A 16,316-nucleotide genomic window follows, 5' to 3' on the forward strand; every position below is an offset into this window, starting at 1 on the left:
CTACGAGCGGTCTTCGGTGTGCCCGAAGACGTCGGTCACCTCGGGCGTCGCGCCCTTGCTGGAGTAGACCGTAAGCAGGTCGCCCGCCTCGATGCGGGTGTTCCCGCGGGGCGTAATCGGCTCGCCCTCGCCGTCGCGCTCGATGGCGACCACGAGCAACTCGCCTTCGAGCAGCCCCTCCTCGTCGGCCTCCCGCAGCGTCTTCCCCGTAATCGGGGCGTCCCGTTCGACCGTAATCTCGAACACCTCGGCCTCCTCGCCGATGCGCATGAAGTCCACGATGGACGGGCGCTTGACCGCCCGGTAGAGGTACTCCGCGATGAGGTGCTGGGGGTTCTGCATCGTGTTCACGCCGATCTGCCGGAAGAGGTTCATGTGCTCGGGGTTGTGCACGACCGACACGACGTCCGGCACTTCCAGCTCCTGCGCGAGCAGGCACACCATCACGTTCGTGGCGTCCTGATCGGTCGTCGAAATCAGCGCGTCCGCGCGGTCCGCGCCGGCGTCCTCCAGCGTCTCCTTCGACGTCGCGTCGTCGTTGATGACCAGGCAGTCGTACTCCCGGGACGCCCGCTCGGCGCGCGCCTCGTCGCGCTCGATGACCACGACCTCGTTGCCACCCTGCGTGGCAATCTCCGTGAGGGGGTCGCCGATGTCACCCGCACCGACGATGACGATGTACATTAGCGACACGGTTCTGGGGCGACGACCGAAAGGCTATCGCTCTACCCGGCACGCCGAAATACGCGCTACGGCGGCGCTTAAGCGCGCTCTAGGACGGTTCGAGCGCGTGAGAATCCGTCGAGTGTCGTGTCCGACTCTGGGCGACGCGTCGTGGAGACAGTGGGGCTCGCGGGTCGTTCCTCCCCGCTCGCCATAACGTGCTCTCCCTGCGGTCAGCCACGCGGCTCACGGGTCGCTACGCTCCCCGTTCGCGATAACGTGGGCTCGCTTCGTTCGCCCACGCGGCTCGCGGGTCGTTCCTCCCCGCTCGCCATAACGTGCTCTCCCTGCGGTCGAGCACGCGCTCCGCAACCACTAAACGCGGCTCGCGCCTTCGTCCGGTAATGACCGACTGGACGGAGAAGTACCGCCCGTCGTCGCTGTCGGAGGTCCGCGGGAACAACAAGGCCCGCGACGCGCTCCGGGAGTGGGCGGACACGTGGGAGGACCACCGGGAGGCCGTCATCCTCCACGGGAGTCCGGGCGTCGGGAAGACGTCGGCGGCGCACGCGCTGGCGGCCGACGAGGGCTGGGACGTCGTGGAGCTGAACGCCTCGGACCAGCGCACCGCGTCGGTCGTCGAGCGCGTCGCCGGCGAGGCCGCGAAGTCCGGGACGCTCGGCGGCGGGACGGGCGGCCGCAAGCTCGTCGTGATGGACGAGGCGGACAACCTCCACGGGAACGTGGACCGCGGCGGCTCCGCGGCCATCACGGACCTCGTGAAGGAGTCCACCCAGCCCATCGTGCTCATCGCCAACGAGTACTACGACATGAGCAACAGCCTGCGGAACGCCTGCCGGGACATCGAGTTCCGCGACGTCTCCAAGCGCTCTATCGTCCCCGTGCTGCGGGACATCTGCCGGCGCGAGGGCATCGACTACGACGAGGAGGCACTGGAAGCCATCGCCGAGCAGAACTCCGGGGACCTGCGCTCGGCGGTCAACGACCTGCAGGCGCTGGCGGAGACCGAGGAGAAGCTCACCACCGACGACGTGGTGATGGGCGAGCGCGACCGCACGGAGGGCGTCTTCGACTTCCTCGACGACCTCATCAAGAACCTCGGCGCGCAGGACGCGCTCGAAGCCGCCTACGACGTCGACGAGACGCCCGACGACCTCGTCAACTGGGTGGAGGACAACGTTCCCAAAGACTACTACGGCGACGAGCTCGCGGACGCCTACGAGTTCCTCTCGAACGCGGACGTCTGGCTCGGGCGGGTGCGCGCGACGCAGAACTACTCGTACTGGCGGTACGCCACCGACAACATCGCGGCGGGCGTGGCGGCGTCCCGCCGGCACGACCACGGCGGCTGGACGCGCTACGGGCCGCCGTCGTACTGGCGGAAGCTCGGGTCCTCGCGGGCGACCCGGAACAAGCGCGACTACGTCGCGCGGAAGGTCGCGGAGGTCAGCGGCACCAGCATGTCGACGGCGCGGCGCAAGGTCGTGCCGTTCCTCGCGACGATGACGCACCACTGCAAGAACCGCGAGCTGACGGTGGCGATGACGGCGGCCTACGACCTCGACGCCGAGCACGTCTCGTTCGTCACGGGCTCCGGGGAGACGACGAACAAGGTCCAGTCCATCGTCGAGGACGCCGAACAGCTGCGCTCGGAGCGCGCCGTCGAGCACTCCGGCGGCGCCTTCGAGGGCGAAGCGAGCGCGAGCTTCGACGAGGACGAGTCCGGCGAGGACGCAGCCAGCGAGACCGAAGACGAATCCGAGAACGAGCAAGAGGACGAGGACAGCGACGACGACCAGGCGGGCCTGGACGACTTCTTCTGACTACTCGGTGGGGCCGCGGCCGCCCGCGGAGCCGCCGACGCCGGGAATCGCGACGCGCTGGCGGACCCACTCCATCGTCGTGGTCGCCGAGAGCACGAGCAGGACGTAGACGACCGCCGCCAGTAGGAACAAGTCGAGGAAGCGGTAGTTCTCGTAGGCGGCCTCCTCGACGGCGTGGAACAGCTCCGTGACCGTGATGAACGACGCCAGCGAGGAGTACTTCGCGAGGTAGACGAGCTCGTTGGTCCACGACGGAATCGCGAACCGCAGCGCCTGCGGGAGGACGACGTAGCGGATTCCCTCAAGCTGGGAGAGGCCGACCGCGCGCGCAGCCGTCAACTGGCCGGGGTCGACGCCCTCGATGGACCCGCGGATGTATTCGGCTTGGTAGGCGGCGCTGTTGATGGTGAACCCGATGACGGCGACCCACACCGCTTGCGGGGGGACGATGCTGCTACCGACGAACGGAACGTTGCCGATCCACCCCGAGAGCGGGAGCGCGTAGTAGAGCACGAACAGCTGGGCGAGCAGCGGCGTCCCGCGGATGAGTTCGATGAACGCCAGCGCTATCCAGTGGGTGACGCGGCCGTAGACGCGGGCGGCCGCCAGCGGCACCGCCAGCACCAGCCCGAACGCGATGCCGAGCGTCGTGAGTACGACGGTGAGCCACGCGCCGGCCGCGAGGTCCGGGAGGTACGTCATCGCGAACGACACGGACCCGAGCGCGCTGGCGACCCAGCCGACGGGCGTGCCGACGACGCCGAGGCCGGCCGCGACCTCGTTGAGCGCGGTACTGGCGTCCGCGACCGGCTGGGGGTCGAAGAACGGCTGGCCGCGGGGGACGAGGACGCCGCCGAACCAGTCGTTGAGCAGGCGCGCGCCGAACCACAGCCAGAAGGCCGCGAGGATGCCGTCCCGGGCGAGTCGCTGCGTGCTCCGGCTCATTGGCCGCCGTGGAGCTTCGTGAGGCGGCTGAGGAACGCCGCGGTGCGGTCGTGCTCGGGGTTCTCGAAGAGCTGTTCGGGCGGCCCCTGTTCGACGAGCTTGCCGTCGTCGAGGAACAGCACGTCCGTCGCGGCCTGCTTCGCGAAGCCCATCTCGTGGGTGACCACGAGCATCGTCATCCCCTCGTCGGCGAGGTCGCGCATCACTTCGAGGACTTCGCCGATGAGCTCGGGGTCCAGCGCCGACGTCGGCTCGTCGAACAGCATCAGTTTGGGGTCCATCGCGAGCGCGCGAGCGATGCCGACGCGCTGTTTCTGCCCGCCGGAGAGTTCGGCGGGGTAGGAGTTGGCTTGCTCGCGCAGGCCGACTGCCTCCAGTTGCCACGCGGCCTTCTCGACGGCCTCCCGTTCGCTCAGGCCGAGCACGCGCTTGAGGCCGAGCGTGACGTTCTCGATGGCGGTGAGGTGCGCGAACAGGTTGAAGTCCTGGAACACCATCCCGACCTGTCGGCGGAGCTCGTCGGCGTCGAGGTCGTAGATCGAGTCGCCGTCGAGGCGGATGTCGCCGTCGTCGATGTCCGTGAGGCGGTTGACGCAGCGCAGCATCGTGGACTTCCCCGACCCCGAGGGGCCGACGAGCACTTTCACGTCCTGTCGTTCCATCTCGAAGGTGATGCCTTCGAGGACGCTCTCCTCGCCGTAGCTCTGGTAGACGTCGTCGACGTCGAGTAGTGGGTCGGACATTAGTGGTTACCTCCGGGAATCGCGACGCGGCTGTGGAGTCGCTCGATGCCGCGGTTGACGGTGAACGTCAACACGAAGTAGATGAGCGACGCCGCGAGGAACACTTCGAGGGCGGCGGTCGTCTGGATGGAGAACAGGTCGTAGCTGCGCTTCAACAGCTCCGCGACGCCGATTGCGTACGCGATGCTGGTGTCCTTGAGGACGATGGTGAACTCGTTCTGGAAGCCGGGCACGGAGCGCCGCAGCGCCTGCGGGAGGACGACGTGGCGGATGGCGCCGAGCTTCGAGAGCCCGACGGCGCGCGCGGCCTCCATCTGCCCGCTCTCGACGCTCTCGATGGCGCCGCGGAAGATCTGGCTCTGGTAGGCGGCCGAGCGCACGCCGAGCGCGAGCGTCGCCGCGAGGAACGCCGGGGAGACGCCGAACGCGAAGTACGTCAGCGAGATGATGACGAGGATGGGCGTGCCGCGGACGACGACGCCGACTGGCCGGACGACGCCCTTCGAGTACTTGCCGCCGTAGGCTTCGATGACGCCCGCGGGCAGGCCGACGACGAACCCCAACACCATGCTGAAGAACGTGAGCTTGACCGCCAGCCACGTGCCGTCGACGAAGAACTGCCGCTGGCGCCAGACGAACTCCCAGTCGACGAGGAACCGGCGCCACGCGGACTCCCAGTCGGCGAGGAACTGCCACCAGACGAGCGCCAGGTCGCCGAGTCCGGCCTGCAGTACGAGTTGCGTCGGGTCCATCGACGTTATTCGCTGGCGAAGTACTGTTCGGTGAGGTCGGCGTACGTGCCGTCGTCGCGGACGGCCTGCAGGCCCTCGTTGAGCGCGCTCTGGAGGTCGCTGGCGTTCTCGCGGACGCCGAAGCCGTACTGTTCGCCGGTCTCGATGGTAAAGGAGACGACGACGTTGCGGTTCGCGACGAACGTCTCCGCGACCGGCGTGTCGACGATGACGGCGTCGATATTACCGTTCGCGAGGTCCTGAACGGCGAGCACGTAGTTCTCGTAGGTGTTCGTCTGCGAGCTGCTGATGGTGCCGTCCTCGACGAGGGAGTCCATCTGTTCTTTGCCGGTGGTGCCGGCCTGCGCGCCGATGGGGCGGTCGGCGAGGTCGTCTTTGCTCTCCGGCTGGAAGCTCCCGCCCTCGCGGACGAGGACCGCCTGGTTGGCGTCGTAGTAGGGGTCGGTGAAGTCGATGGTTTCGTCGCGGTCGGGGTTGATGGTCATCGCGGCCGCGGCGACGTCGATGTTGCCGTTGTCGAGTGCGACGATGAGCTGGTCGAACGCGAGGTCCTCCCAGCTGCCGAGCTCGTAGCCGTCGGTTTGCTCGACGACCGCCGACAGCAGGTCGACGTCGAAGCCGACGAGGTCGCCGGACTCGTTGACGTACTCGAACGGCGGGAACCCGGAGGCCGTGCCGGGCGTGAGGGTCGTGACGTCCGCGGTGGTCGTCGTGTCGCCGCTGGCCGTCGTGCTGGTGGTGGTCGAGCCGTCGCCGTCGCCGTCGCCGCCGCCCATGCAGCCGGCGACAGTCAGTGCGACGCCGGTACCGCCGACGCTCTTCAGGAACGTCCGCCGATTGAACTCAGACATACCCAACCGATTCGGCGGGAGTAACTTAAATACAACCGTCCGGGGCGACGCCCCGTTACGGCGCGCCAGCGGCGTCCGCGCCGGGCGAGCGCGCCGAACGGGCCGCGAAGACGAACAGCGCGGCGACGACGGCGGTCAGCGCGTAGTAGGTGAGCTGGATAGTCGCGGAGAACTGGACGACGCCGGTGCCGATGAGAATCTGGGCGGTGACGGCGGCGAGCGTGGCGACCATCGCCTGCGCGGCGCGGCGGTCGCCGTGGCGGCGCGCCCACACGAACGCGGCGAGCGCGGCGGTGAACACGACCAGTTCGAGCGCGTGGTGAATCAGCTGGACGCGCGTCCCGTACACCGCGAAGACGGTGTTCCGGGAGAACACCAGCGCGAGCGGGAGCACCGCGAGCCCGGAGACGGCGGCGGTGCGGACGCGCCCGAGGCCGACGCCGACGAGTTCGCGCATCCGGAGCGTCGTGTAGACGAGCGTCCCGAAGATGGCGAGCGCGGCGAGGTGGTGGACGGCCTGCGTGATGGGCATGTACCCCCACGGGACGAGGCCGCTGAACGTGACGGTGGTGCCGCCGAGAATCACCTGAATCGGCAACAGGACCACGGCGAGCACGCCGCCGACTTTGACGTCGCGCTGGTCGAAGTTGCGCCACGAGACGGCGCCGGTGCCGAGGATGAAGAAGCCGACGACCATCGCGAACCCGCGGTGGAACTGCTCGACGAAGTCGTGAATCTGGAGCCCCAGCGGGAGCAGTTGGCCGTTGCAGTCCGGCCACTGCAGCCCGCAGGTCGCGCCCGACCCGGAGACGGCGGTGTACTCGCCGACGAGGATGAGCGCGAACGTCAGGGCGGTCGTCACGGCCGCGAGTTGGTAGGAGCGGCGGTCCATAACTCGAAATTTTGGGTCGGTATACGTAGGCGTGTCGTATTGAGCGTGGCGCGCCAATTGGCGCGCCACGTTATCGCGAGCAGCGTGGTTCGGAGCGAGCGCCAGCGAGCGAGAACCACGTTAGCGAACGCGGAGCGAAGCGATGCGTGAGCGTGGCCGACCAACAGGCGGGCACGTTAACGCGAGCAAGGAGCGCGGAATGTCGAGCGGCGACCGTCGTGAGCAGCGAACACCGCTCGAATCCCGTCGCTCGAACGGCGACGTAGTTCGACAGGTGACGTAACAACATTCGACGCGTTGGGGTAGGTTTTTGGCCGTCGCCGGAGCAGGGGACGACATGGGACTAGACGAGGACTCACTGGACTACCACGCCAGCGACCCGCCCGGGAAGATAGAGATTTCGACGACGAAGCCGACGAACACTCAGCGGGACCTCTCGCTCGCGTACTCGCCGGGCGTCGCGGCGCCGTGCCGGCACATCGACGCCGACCCCGAGGACGCGTTCAAGTACACCGCGAAAGGGAACATGGTCGGCGTCGTCTCGAACGGCTCTGCGGTGCTCGGGCTCGGCGACATCGGCGCGCAGGCCTCCAAACCCGTCATGGAGGGGAAGGGCGTGCTGTTCAAGCGGTTCGCGGACATCGACGTCTTCGACGTGGAACTCGACCGGGAGAGCGCCGACGACATCATCGAGTCCGTCGCGGCGATGGAGCCGACGTTCGGCGGCATCAACTTGGAGGACATCAAGGCGCCGGAGTGCTTCGAAATCGAGACGCGGCTCCGCGAGGAGATGGACATCCCCGTGTTCCACGACGACCAGCACGGCACCGCCATCATCTCCGGCGCGGCGCTGCTGAACGCCGCGGAAATCGCGGGCAAGGACCTCGAAGACCTCGAAGTCGTCTTCTCGGGCGCGGGCGCGTCCGCCATCGCCTCCGCGAAGTTCTACGTCTCGCTGGGCGTCCAGCGCGAGAACATCACGATGTGTGACTCCTCGGGCATCATCACCGAGGACCGCGACGTCAACGAGTTCAAAGCGGAGTTCGCCAGCCCCGAGGGCGAGGGCGGCGACCTCGCGGACGCCATGGAGGGAGCGGACGTCTTCGTCGGCCTCTCCGTCGGCGGCATCGTCAGCCAGGAGATGGTGCAGTCGATGGCCGACAACCCCATCGTGTTCGCGATGGCGAACCCCGACCCAGAAATCGGCTACGAGGAGGCGAAGGCCGCCCGCGACGACACCGTCATCATGGCGACCGGGCGCTCGGACTACCCGAATCAGGTGAACAACGTCCTCGGGTTCCCGTTCATCTTCCGGGGCGCGCTCGACGTGCGCGCGACCGACATCAACGAGGAGATGAAGGTCGCGTGCGCGGAAGCGCTCGCGGACCTCGCGAAACAGGACGTGCCGGACGCCGTCGTGAAGGCGTACGGCGACCAGCCGCTCCAGTTCGGCCCCGAGTACATCATCCCGAAGCCGCTGGATCCACGCGTGCTGTTCGAGGTCGCGCCCACCATCGCGGAGGCCGCCATCGACTCCGGGGTCGCGCGCCGCGACCTCGACTTGGAGGAGTACCGCGAGGAGCTGGAGGCGCGCCTCGGCAAGAGCCGGGAGATGATGCGCATCGTCCTCAACAAGGCCAAGAGCGACCCCAAGCGCGTCGCGCTCGGCGAGGGCGACGACGAGAAGATGATTCGCGCGGCCTACCAGATGGCCGAGGAGGGCATCGCCGAACCCGTGCTCATCGGCGACCGCGACACCATCGACGGCGTGGTCTCCGGGCTCGGACTGGACTTCGACCCGGAAATCGTCGACCCCGACGAGGGCGACCACGAGGAGTACGCCGAGCGCCTCTACGAGCTCCGCCAGCGCAAGGGCATCACGCGCAGCGAGGCCGAGTCGCTCGTGAAGCGCGACCCGAACTACCTCGGGTCGACGATGGTCGAAGCCGGGGACGCGGACGCGCTGCTCACCGGGCTCACGCACCACTACCCGTCCGCGCTGAAGCCGCCGCTGCAGGTCGTCGGTACCGCGCCGGACGCCGACTACGTGGCCGGCGTCTACATGCTGACGTTCAAGAACCGCGTCATCTTCTGCGCGGACACCACGGTCAACCAGGACCCCGACGCGGACGTGCTCGCGGAAGTGGCGGAACACACCGCGGACCTCGCGCGCCGGTTCAACGTCGACCCGCGCGTCGCGATGCTGTCGTACTCGAACTTCGGGAGCGTGGACAACGAGGGCACGCGCAAGCCCCGCGACGCCGCGCGCATGCTCCGCGACGACGACGACGTCGCGTTCCCGGTAGACGGCGAGATGCAGGCCGACAGCGCGGTCGTCGAGGACATCCTCGAGGGCACCTACGAGTTCAGCGACCTCGACGCTCCCGCGAACGTGCTCATCTTCCCGAACCTCGAAGCCGGGAACATCGGCTACAAGCTCCTCCAGCGCCTCGGGGGCGCCGACGCCATCGGCCCGATGCTGGTCGGGATGGGCGAGCCCGTCCACGTCCTCCAGCGCGGCGACGAGGTCAAGGACATCGTGAACCTCGCGGCCGTCGCGGTCGTGGACGCCCAGCAGAACGGCGACTGAGCGGGCAGCGGTTACCGAACGACGAGAATACTTTTTCGAGGGACTACGGCTCCACTAATCACTAGCGCGGCGGTCACTACGGGAGGGCGGCGGCACTTGCGAGTCGCCGGTGTCGCGCTCGGGGAGCAGACAGCGCGCGGGTTCGTCGTTGACGTGGCCGTACTGCTCGGGTTCGTTCGCGAGCACGTGCGCGGGGTTGGTGTTGCTGTCCAGCTGGGCGGCGCGCACTTCCTCGAAGCCGACGACGCGCGCGCGGATGCCGCGCCAGTGGTGGTCGGCGGTCGCGGGCGGCGAGAACTCCTTGATGGGGCGGTAGTCGTGGGCGCGGGCGGCGAGCGCGGCGGTGTTGACGTCGCCCGCGAGGTCGTTGTGGTCGACGAGCACGCCGATGCGCGCGTCCCGCGGGGCGCGCGCCGCGAGCACGTCCAGCCCGAGGTGGAGCGCGCGGTACTCGGCGACGTTGTTGTTCGGGGCTTCGTCGGGCACGGCGAAGCGGGCGACCCGCTCGCCGTCCCGGGTTTCGACGATGACGCCGAGCCCGCTGCCGTCCCGGGAGTAGGAGCCGTCGGTCGCGACGTAGAAGTCGCGGCGGTGGGACTGCGGGGGGTGGGCGATGTGCGGCGTCGGCGACTCGTCGAACAGGTCTCGGAGTTTCGACCGGCCCACGATGGCCATACGCACCGTAACGAGTGCCGGAACTTAAGCGGTCCGCCGGTCAGCGCGCGCGTTCGGCGCGGCCACGTTCGCCGACGCACGGATTTCGTTCGCCCCAGATAGTTAGCTCGCTAACCAAACACTCATTGATGTATACTCACTAACAACAACTATGGCAAAGGCTAACACGTCGTACGACGGGGGTGGGCCGGACGACACGTTCCGCCGGGCGACGGAGGCGGTGAAGCGACGCGGCGGGGACGCCCTCCGCGTCGTCTTCCGGTACGACCCGAACGGCGTCGACGTCCGGTACGTCGACGAGCGGCGCCTCGAAGAGGACCTGCTCCCGCGCATCCACCAGCTCCGCGAGCGCGCGCTCGAACTCGGGGACGCCACCGAAGACACCGAAGTCGACGCCCACGGCGACGTCGAGACCCTCCTCGCCGTCCACGAGGACGCTGCCGTCCTCTTCCTGTTGATCACGCCCGACGAGGGATTGGTCGCCGTCCACGACCGCACCGACGAGCCCTTCGACGGCGACCTGCTCTGAGCCGCCCCGCATCCAAAGCGATAGGTGGCGTGGCTGCGAGGACTCCCGTATGCAGGCACGCGACCTGATGACCGAAGCCGTCGAGACCGTCCACGAGGACGACGAGGTAAGCGACGTTCTCCAGCAGCTCGCTCGACGCGACTTCACGGGGTTCCCCGTCGTGGACGACGACGACCGCCTCGTCGGCGTCGTCACCCAGCGCGACTTCGTGGAGCTGTTCCAGCCCAAAGACCACACCGTCTGGATTCCCATCGGCCTCCCGCCGTTCCTCGAGACGCTGGACTACGGCATCGACCTCTCGTGGAACGAACTGGAGACCGAACTGGACCTCGCGAAGAACGCCGGCAAGCCCGTCAAGAAAATCATGACGCGGGACGTCCTGACGGTCGGCCCCGACGCCAGCGTCGACGACGTGCTCGCCATCCTCGCGGCCGACGAGCGCGACGTCAACCGCGTCCCGGTCGTCGAGGACGACGTCGTCGTCGGCATCGTCACTCGGCAGGACGTGCTGCGCGCGCTCCACGACGAGCGCAACGCCTAAGCGGCAAAACGGGGGCGCCTCCGAAAGCGTAAACGTACCCCCGGACGGAGGTTCGACGTGACCAACTACCGGAACGCCGGACTGTTTCTCGCGCTCGCGGCGGCCTGGGGGTCGGCGTTCGTCGCCATCAAGGCCGGCCTCGACGCCGGCTTCGAGCCCGTGCTGTTCGCGGCGGTCCGCTACGACGTCGCGGGCGTGCTGATGCTCGCGTACGCGGCGTACGCCGCCGACAACTGGCTCCCGCAGTCGCGCGCTGACTGGACCGTCGTCGGCATCGCCGCGGTCTTCATCATCGCCGCCTACCACGCCTTCCTCTTCGTCGGCGAACAACAGACCACGAGCGCCGTCGCCGCCGTCGTCGTCAGCCTCAGTCCCGTGCTCACGACCGGATTCGCGCGGGCGTTTCTCCCCTCCGAACGCCTCTCCCTGGGCGGCATCGCGGGCCTGCTGCTCGGGCTCGTCGGCGTCGCCGTGCTCTCGAACCCCGACACCTCGAACCTCCTCGGCGGGAACACGGTCGGCGTCCTCCTGGTGTTCGCGGCCTCGACGTGCTTCGCGCTCGGGAGCGTTCTCACCCAGCGCGTCGACGACGATCTCGACATCGAAACGATGGAAGCGTGGGCGATGATTCTCGGCGCGCTCCTCATGCACGCCGCCAGCCTCGCGCGCGGCGAGACGCAGGCGATTCCACAGAATACGGACGCGCTGTTCGCCATCGCGTACCTCTCGCTGGTCGCCAGCGCCGCCGGCTTCCTCGTCTACTTCGAACTGCTGGAGCGGCTCGGCCCCATCGAAATCAACCTCGTGAGCTACGTCGCGCCCGTCTTCGCAGCGGTCGTCGGCCTGCTCGTGCTCGCGGAGCCGATTACCCCGCACACGGTCGCCGGCTTCGCCGTCATCTTCGCGGGCTTCTGCCTGCTGAAGCGGCGCGCGCTCGCGGCCGAACTGCGGAACGTCCGCGCCGCGTGGGGGTAGCTACTTCGCGTCGGCGATGCGCTCGAACTGGTCGGCGCTCAGCGTGAGGTCCGCGGCCGCGAGGTTCTCGCGGAGCTGGTCGGGCGTGCGGGCGCCCGTGATGGGCGCGACGACCTGCTCGTGGTGGAGCAACCACGAAAGCGAGACCTGCGCGGGCGTCGCGCCGACTTCCTCGGCGACCGCCTCGACTTCTTCGAGCGCGTCGAAGTTCTCCGGCGTGAGATACGAGTCTACGAACTGCTGGTCGGTCGCGCCCCGCGTCCCCTCGGGCGGCACCTCGCCACGCGCGTACTTCCCGGTGAGGAACCCACCGGCCAGCGGCGACCACGGCACGACGCCGAGGTCGTAGTCCCGGCACATGTCGAGGTACGTCGCCTCGATTTCGCGGTTGACGGCGTTGTACCGCGGCTGGACGACCGTGAACGGCTCGTACCCCTCGCGGCGCGCTATCTCGTTGGCTTTCGCGACCTTCCACGCGTTCGGCTCGAACGTCGAGGCGCCGAGGTAGTGGACCTTCCCGTCGCGCACGAACTCGTCGAGCGTGCGCATGAACTCGCGGGCGGGCGTCCGGTCGTCCCAGCGGTGGATGTAGAGGACGTCCAGGTAGTCGGTGTCGAGGCGGTCGAGAATCGCGTCGACGTTGTTCCGGAGGTGCTTGCGGTTCAGCCCGCGGCCGTTCGGCCCCTCGCGGGTGGGCCAGTAAATCTTGGACGCGACGACGTACTCGTCGCGGTCGCGGCCCGCGAGCCACTCGCCGATGTACTGCTCGGCGCGGCCGCTGCCGTACATGTCTGCCGTATCGATGAAGCGGCCGCCAGCGTCGGCGTACGCGTCGAGAAGTTCGTGTGCGCGCTCGCGGCCGACTTCGACCTCGCCGGCGTCGTTCTCGCGGCCGAATCGCCACGTCCCGAACGCGACCTCGGAGACGCGGAGGCCGGTGCGGCCGAGCGAAACAGCGTCGAGACCCATACGGGGACCGAGATGGGCGGCTGTGTTAAGCGACGCGTCTTCGGCGCGTTAGCTCGTGTTGTGGCGGTGACCGAGCACGAGCGCGACGACGTGGAGGGCGACCATCGCGGCGAGCGCGGTCTGCTGGGCCGTCGTGTCGGGACCAGCGAGCACGAGCGGCGTGTACAGGAACGGGAGGGCGACCGCCGCCCAGAAGCCGGCGACCTCGAAGGGCTTCAGGAGGGTGGCGGACGCGGGCGTGTTCACGGCGTCCGATGCGACCTCGGCCAGTGCGGAGCGGGAGGGGGCAGACATTGGGTCTCACCTCGTCTACTCCATCCTACTGGCGCCGACCCCATATAGGGGGTCGACCGTTGCCCGGATTTCAGTACGTTTCACCGAGACTACCCCGAGTTTGGGGACGTTTTACGAGTCCCTGAGAATCGCCGAGACGTTTTACAAGTCGTTCTGAGTGCGTTTCTCGGTTCCCCGGAGGAACCGGCCACAATCGTTATTTGTGCCGCCGCGCCCGTCTCGTGAGCGCTCCCGAGCCGTCGGGAGCGCTCGCTGGCCGTTCAGAGGAATTTCGACCACAGACATCTGGCTGTCGGAGTCGTCGAAGTCAGAGAAGTGCCCGGGGAGGGTTTGTGAACCACGGAAGCGCGTCGCGCTTCCTGCGCTGCGCTCACTGCGTTCGCGCAGAACCTGCGGGTTCGCCACCCTCCGGACGTTCACACGACGGACTCCTCACTACGTTCGTCGTTGCGTTGGAGAAGTGCCCGGGGAGGGTTTTGAACCCTCGATCTCCGCATGTCCCAGGTTCGAGGCTCGGCGGGCCTCGCGGACATGCTGAGCATCCACGTGGCGAGTGGGATGCCGCACCGAAGCTCGGAACCCTATGAGTGCGGCGCTATGACCAGCTAAGCCACCCGGGCTCGACTCCGGCTAGGGGGAGGTCGCTCTTGAAGGTTCTCATCTCGACCGACGCACCCGCCGGGTTTAAGCCGAGGCGGTTGCTTCGGGCGTACATGAACGTACCTGCGCTCGTCCAGTCCTCGCTCGGGGACGAGGACGTCGCCGCGCACGTGCCGCTGAAGGGGGAGGACGCGGTGTTCGTCACGCCGACGCGGACGCTCGTCTACACGGCCGACGGCCTGCTGAGCGACGAGAGCGTCGACGAGTTCCCGCACGACGCCGAGGGAATCGGCGTCAGCGAGGGGCGACGGAAGGCGACGGTCACGCTCGACTACGGGCTCGACGGCGAGGAGTCGTTCTCCGTGCCGTCGGGGAAGCTCGACGACGTGCTGCACCCGATTCTCGCGGGCGTGCTGAACGCCGCCGACGTCACCCAGCCCGGGGAGACGGTCAAGCGCACGTACCGGTTCAGCGAGCTCACGCTCGTCGTGACCAGCGACCGCGTCGTGAAACACGTCGGGGCGGCCGTCTGGGGGACCGACTACGAGGAAATCGACTACGAGACGGTGACCGGCATCGACGTCGAGGAGGGCAACGTCTCCAGCCAGCTCGTCCTGGAGACGACCGCGCGCACCCAGCGCATCAAGGCGCCCAACGAGCAGTTCCGGGACGTCCGCGAGACCGTCGAGGACGCCGTCTACGCGTACCACGACGCCGCCAGCGCCGCGGAGTTCGAGCGCATGAACGTCGACGAGGACGCGGGCGCGGCCACGGAGGAGGTCTCGTTCGACAGCGGCGTCGAGCCAATCGACACCAGCGGCGTCGGCGAGGACGACGAGGCGGCCGAGCCCGAGTCGCGTGTGGAGGCGAGCGCCGGCACGGGCGGCGCGGCGGGCACGACCGGCGAGCCCACCGAGGGCGCGGACGGCGACGAGTTCGCGTCCAGCGGCTTCCAGACCGCGGCGGCGAAAGTCGAGCCGCCCGTCAACCCCGAGGAGCTGGACGCCGAACTGGACGACCTCGAAGACACCATCGAGGAGCTGGCGGAGGCGCTGGCCGAGCAGCGCGAGCTCGCCGAGCGGCAGGCCGAAGCCCTCGACGCCCAGCAAGCAGTCATCGAAGCCCAGCAGGACCGGCTCGCGGCGCTGCGCGACCTCGTCGACGAGGAGTAGTCACTCGCGGCCCGTGACCTTGCGGATGCACGACGAGCCGAACGCGCCCAGTTCCCCGTGCTCGAAGTTGATGAAGTAGCCCGTCTGGATGGACGCGCCGCAGCGCCGACACGAGAACTCCCCTTCCTTGGTGATGACGTCCGACTGGAAGGAGACGTAGCTGCCGCCCTGCGGCTGGACTTCGCCGGCGTCGCGCTCGACGACGCCGCGGCGCTCGGCGGCTTCCAGAATCTCCCGCGTGGTCCGCGGGTGCGTCGTCACGGTCTCCAGCCTGTCGACGGCGTCGGCGACGGGCAGCGACTCGAATTCGAGGTTCGCGAGCAGCTCCACCCCGAGTTCGACCGGGTCCTCGACGTCCCCGGCGTCGCCGTCGGTCATACCTCGTGGTGGGGCGAGCGCGCGCTTAACGCTTGCGCGACGCCCGAAGGGACAACGCTAAACCCCGCGCTCGGGTAGCAGGCGGCGATGAAACGGTACGCGGCCGGCGTCGCGCTCACGGCGGTGCTCGTGCTCGCGGTCGTGGCTCGCCCGGCCGACGCGCTCGGCGCGCTCCGCACCGCGCTCGCGAGCCCGTGGTTCCCCGTCCTGCTGGTCGGCCTCTACGCGGTCCGCCCGCTGCTCGGCTGGCCCATCAGCGTGCTCTCGGCGCTCGTGGGCTTCCAGTACGGGCTCGTCGCGGGCGTCCCGGTCGCGCTCGCGGGCGCGGTCGTCACGAGCCTCCCGGCGTACGCCGCGGGCCGCTACGCGCCCGCCGACGGCCGGCTGTTCGGCCGGTTCTCGGACGGCAGCCAGCGCTTCTTCGCCGCGACCGGGGACGTCCGCGGCCTCGTCGCCGCGCGGTTCGCCCCGACGCCGGCAGAACCAGTTTCGGCCGCAGCGGGCGCCGGCGACGTGAGCCTCCGGTCGTTCGTCGCGGGGACGCTCGTCGGCGAACTGCCGTGGGTCGTCGCGACGGTCGCGCTCGGCAGCGGCCTCGACGCGTTCACAGTGGCCGCGACCGACGTGAACCCGGTCGTCGTCGCGGGCGGCGTGCTCGCGGCCGCCGTGCTGTTGAGTCCGGTCGCGTACCGCGCGTGGCGGCGGCGCGCGTAGTCAGAATCTGAAGGGGTCAGCGCAGTCCGCAATCACGCCGTGCTGCGGGCAGACGTACTTGCAGTGGCGCTTGAACATCGCCGCGTCGCACATCGGACAGCGGCTGCCACCGCGCTCGCCGTCCGTCGATTCCTCGCTCATACTCACGGCTGCGTGCGCGACGAGTATCAGCGTGTCCCTCGCGCGTCA

The 16,316-nt window shown here is 68.7% G+C and carries 18 protein-coding genes and 1 tRNA gene; 7 read left to right on the forward strand and 12 right to left on the reverse strand.

Translation table 11 applies throughout. From position 1 onward, the window contains the following. Complete coding sequence (locus tag ABSL23_RS14585; protein WP_059057347.1) at positions 1 to 684, reverse strand: TrkA family potassium uptake protein; 684 nt, start codon at positions 682 to 684, stop codon at positions 1 to 3. A gap of 383 nt (positions 685 to 1,067) precedes the next feature. Between ABSL23_RS14585 and ABSL23_RS14590 the strand changes: the two genes are divergently transcribed. Next, the gene (locus tag ABSL23_RS14590) at positions 1,068 to 2,507 is read left to right on the forward strand and encodes a replication factor C large subunit (RefSeq protein WP_353634275.1); all 1,440 of its coding nucleotides are present in this window, start codon (positions 1,068 to 1,070) and stop codon (positions 2,505 to 2,507) included. Here the strand turns inward: ABSL23_RS14590 and ABSL23_RS14595 are convergent, their stop codons facing one another. Genes ABSL23_RS14595 through ABSL23_RS14615 form a run of 5 tightly spaced genes read right to left on the reverse strand, consistent with a single transcriptional unit; the run spans position 2,508 to position 6,690 of the window. Further along, on the reverse strand, positions 2,508 to 3,452 hold the full coding sequence (locus ABSL23_RS14595; protein ID WP_353634276.1) for an amino acid ABC transporter permease: 945 nt from the start codon (positions 3,450 to 3,452) through the stop codon (positions 2,508 to 2,510). Then, positions 3,449 to 4,195: an amino acid ABC transporter ATP-binding protein gene (locus ABSL23_RS14600; RefSeq protein ID WP_353634277.1), complete on the reverse strand. Its 747-nt coding sequence runs from the start codon at positions 4,193 to 4,195 to the stop codon at positions 3,449 to 3,451. The genes ABSL23_RS14595 and ABSL23_RS14600 overlap by 4 nt, the downstream gene beginning before the upstream one ends. Then, positions 4,195 to 4,947 carry an amino acid ABC transporter permease gene (locus ABSL23_RS14605; RefSeq protein WP_353634278.1) on the reverse strand — a complete coding sequence of 251 codons (753 nt, stop codon included), beginning with the start codon at positions 4,945 to 4,947 and terminating at the stop codon, positions 4,195 to 4,197. Before ABSL23_RS14605 ends, ABSL23_RS14600 begins: the two co-directional genes overlap by 1 nt. 5 nt (positions 4,948 to 4,952) lie before the next feature. Continuing rightward, a complete protein-coding gene (locus ABSL23_RS14610; protein WP_353634279.1) occupies positions 4,953 to 5,798 on the reverse strand; it encodes a transporter substrate-binding domain-containing protein in 846 nt (281 codons plus the stop codon). 55 nt (positions 5,799 to 5,853) lie between these two features. Beyond that, the gene (locus ABSL23_RS14615) at positions 5,854 to 6,690 is read right to left on the reverse strand and encodes a COX15/CtaA family protein (protein WP_353634280.1); all 837 of its coding nucleotides are present in this window, start codon (positions 6,688 to 6,690) and stop codon (positions 5,854 to 5,856) included. A gap of 337 nt (positions 6,691 to 7,027) precedes the next feature. On the opposite strand from ABSL23_RS14615, the gene ABSL23_RS14620 reads away from it, so the two are divergent. Then, a complete protein-coding gene (locus tag ABSL23_RS14620; RefSeq protein WP_059057353.1) occupies positions 7,028 to 9,280 on the forward strand; it encodes an NADP-dependent malic enzyme in 2,253 nt (750 codons plus the stop codon). Positions 9,281 to 9,334: 54 nt separating this feature from the next. On the opposite strand, the gene ABSL23_RS14625 is transcribed toward ABSL23_RS14620, so the two are convergent. Continuing rightward, complete coding sequence (locus ABSL23_RS14625) at positions 9,335 to 9,955, reverse strand: ribonuclease H (RefSeq protein WP_353634281.1); 621 nt, start codon at positions 9,953 to 9,955, stop codon at positions 9,335 to 9,337. 151 nt (positions 9,956 to 10,106) lie between these two features. Between ABSL23_RS14625 and ABSL23_RS14630 the strand changes: the two genes are divergently transcribed. The 3 genes from ABSL23_RS14630 to ABSL23_RS14640 are packed head-to-tail and all read left to right on the forward strand — an operon-like array spanning position 10,107 to position 12,000. Next, positions 10,107 to 10,484, forward strand: coding sequence for a hypothetical protein (locus tag ABSL23_RS14630; protein WP_353634282.1), 378 nt, complete (start codon positions 10,107 to 10,109; stop codon positions 10,482 to 10,484). A 49-nt stretch (positions 10,485 to 10,533) separates the two neighbouring features. After that, positions 10,534 to 11,025, forward strand: a complete 492-nt coding sequence (locus tag ABSL23_RS14635) for a CBS domain-containing protein (RefSeq protein ID WP_353634283.1) — start codon at positions 10,534 to 10,536, stop codon at positions 11,023 to 11,025. Between the two features lie 57 nt (positions 11,026 to 11,082). Next, complete coding sequence (locus tag ABSL23_RS14640) at positions 11,083 to 12,000, forward strand: DMT family transporter (RefSeq protein WP_353634284.1); 918 nt, start codon at positions 11,083 to 11,085, stop codon at positions 11,998 to 12,000. Here the strand turns inward: ABSL23_RS14640 and ABSL23_RS14645 are convergent, their stop codons facing one another. The 3 genes from ABSL23_RS14645 to ABSL23_RS14655 form a co-directional block, all read right to left on the reverse strand. Then, positions 12,001 to 12,969: an aldo/keto reductase gene (locus ABSL23_RS14645; RefSeq protein ID WP_059057358.1), complete on the reverse strand. Its 969-nt coding sequence runs from the start codon at positions 12,967 to 12,969 to the stop codon at positions 12,001 to 12,003. It abuts the gene before it with no gap. Between the two features lie 48 nt (positions 12,970 to 13,017). After that, complete coding sequence (locus ABSL23_RS14650; protein ID WP_059057359.1) at positions 13,018 to 13,263, reverse strand: hypothetical protein; 246 nt, start codon at positions 13,261 to 13,263, stop codon at positions 13,018 to 13,020. Between the two features lie 461 nt (positions 13,264 to 13,724). Then, positions 13,725 to 13,883 (reverse strand) — tRNA-Met (locus tag ABSL23_RS14655). 93 nt (positions 13,884 to 13,976) lie between these two features. Here ABSL23_RS14655 and ABSL23_RS14660 point away from each other — a divergent pair. Then, positions 13,977 to 15,035 (forward strand): hypothetical protein, encoded by a 1,059-nt coding sequence (locus ABSL23_RS14660; protein WP_353634285.1) that lies wholly within the window; start codon positions 13,977 to 13,979, stop codon positions 15,033 to 15,035. On the opposite strand, the gene ABSL23_RS14665 is transcribed toward ABSL23_RS14660, so the two are convergent. Then, positions 15,036 to 15,413 carry a DUF5830 family protein gene (locus ABSL23_RS14665; RefSeq protein ID WP_353634286.1) on the reverse strand — a complete coding sequence of 126 codons (378 nt, stop codon included), beginning with the start codon at positions 15,411 to 15,413 and terminating at the stop codon, positions 15,036 to 15,038. Positions 15,414 to 15,500: 87 nt separating this feature from the next. Here ABSL23_RS14665 and ABSL23_RS14670 point away from each other — a divergent pair, with 87 nt between their 5' ends. Further along, positions 15,501 to 16,127 (forward strand): VTT domain-containing protein, encoded by a 627-nt coding sequence (locus ABSL23_RS14670; RefSeq protein WP_353634287.1) that lies wholly within the window; start codon positions 15,501 to 15,503, stop codon positions 16,125 to 16,127. Here the strand turns inward: ABSL23_RS14670 and ABSL23_RS14675 are convergent, their stop codons facing one another. After that, on the reverse strand, positions 16,128 to 16,268 hold the full coding sequence (locus ABSL23_RS14675; protein ID WP_353634288.1) for an HVO_2523 family zinc finger protein: 141 nt from the start codon (positions 16,266 to 16,268) through the stop codon (positions 16,128 to 16,130). Positions 16,269 to 16,316 lie beyond the last annotated feature (48 nt).

The organism is Halobacterium sp. NMX12-1, from assembly GCF_040435975.1.
GTDB lineage: Archaea > Halobacteriota > Halobacteria > Halobacteriales > Halobacteriaceae > Halobacterium > Halobacterium hubeiense.

Coding starts and splice junctions, on each gene's coding strand:
- ABSL23_RS14670 (WP_353634287.1), top strand. CDS start 15,501: ATGAAACGGTACGCGGCCGGCGTCGCGCTCACGGCGGTGCTCGTGCTC.
- ABSL23_RS14650 (WP_059057359.1), bottom strand. CDS start 13,263: ATGTCTGCCCCCTCCCGCTCCGCACTGGCCGAGGTCGCATCGGACGCC.
- ABSL23_RS14585 (WP_059057347.1), bottom strand. CDS start 684: ATGTACATCGTCATCGTCGGTGCGGGTGACATCGGCGACCCCCTCACG.
- ABSL23_RS14600 (WP_353634277.1), bottom strand. CDS start 4,195: ATGTCCGACCCACTACTCGACGTCGACGACGTCTACCAGAGCTACGGC.
- ABSL23_RS14610 (WP_353634279.1), bottom strand. CDS start 5,798: ATGTCTGAGTTCAATCGGCGGACGTTCCTGAAGAGCGTCGGCGGTACC.
- ABSL23_RS14630 (WP_353634282.1), top strand. CDS start 10,107: ATGGCAAAGGCTAACACGTCGTACGACGGGGGTGGGCCGGACGACACG.
- ABSL23_RS14635 (WP_353634283.1), top strand. CDS start 10,534: ATGCAGGCACGCGACCTGATGACCGAAGCCGTCGAGACCGTCCACGAG.
- ABSL23_RS14595 (WP_353634276.1), bottom strand. CDS start 3,452: ATGAGCCGGAGCACGCAGCGACTCGCCCGGGACGGCATCCTCGCGGCC.
- ABSL23_RS14605 (WP_353634278.1), bottom strand. CDS start 4,947: ATGGACCCGACGCAACTCGTACTGCAGGCCGGACTCGGCGACCTGGCG.
- ABSL23_RS14615 (WP_353634280.1), bottom strand. CDS start 6,690: ATGGACCGCCGCTCCTACCAACTCGCGGCCGTGACGACCGCCCTGACG.
- ABSL23_RS14665 (WP_353634286.1), bottom strand. CDS start 15,413: ATGACCGACGGCGACGCCGGGGACGTCGAGGACCCGGTCGAACTCGGG.
- ABSL23_RS14620 (WP_059057353.1), top strand. CDS start 7,028: ATGGGACTAGACGAGGACTCACTGGACTACCACGCCAGCGACCCGCCC.
- ABSL23_RS14625 (WP_353634281.1), bottom strand. CDS start 9,955: ATGGCCATCGTGGGCCGGTCGAAACTCCGAGACCTGTTCGACGAGTCG.
- ABSL23_RS14645 (WP_059057358.1), bottom strand. CDS start 12,969: ATGGGTCTCGACGCTGTTTCGCTCGGCCGCACCGGCCTCCGCGTCTCC.
- ABSL23_RS14590 (WP_353634275.1), top strand. CDS start 1,068: ATGACCGACTGGACGGAGAAGTACCGCCCGTCGTCGCTGTCGGAGGTC.
- ABSL23_RS14675 (WP_353634288.1), bottom strand. CDS start 16,268: ATGAGCGAGGAATCGACGGACGGCGAGCGCGGTGGCAGCCGCTGTCCG.
- ABSL23_RS14660 (WP_353634285.1), top strand. CDS start 13,977: ATGAACGTACCTGCGCTCGTCCAGTCCTCGCTCGGGGACGAGGACGTC.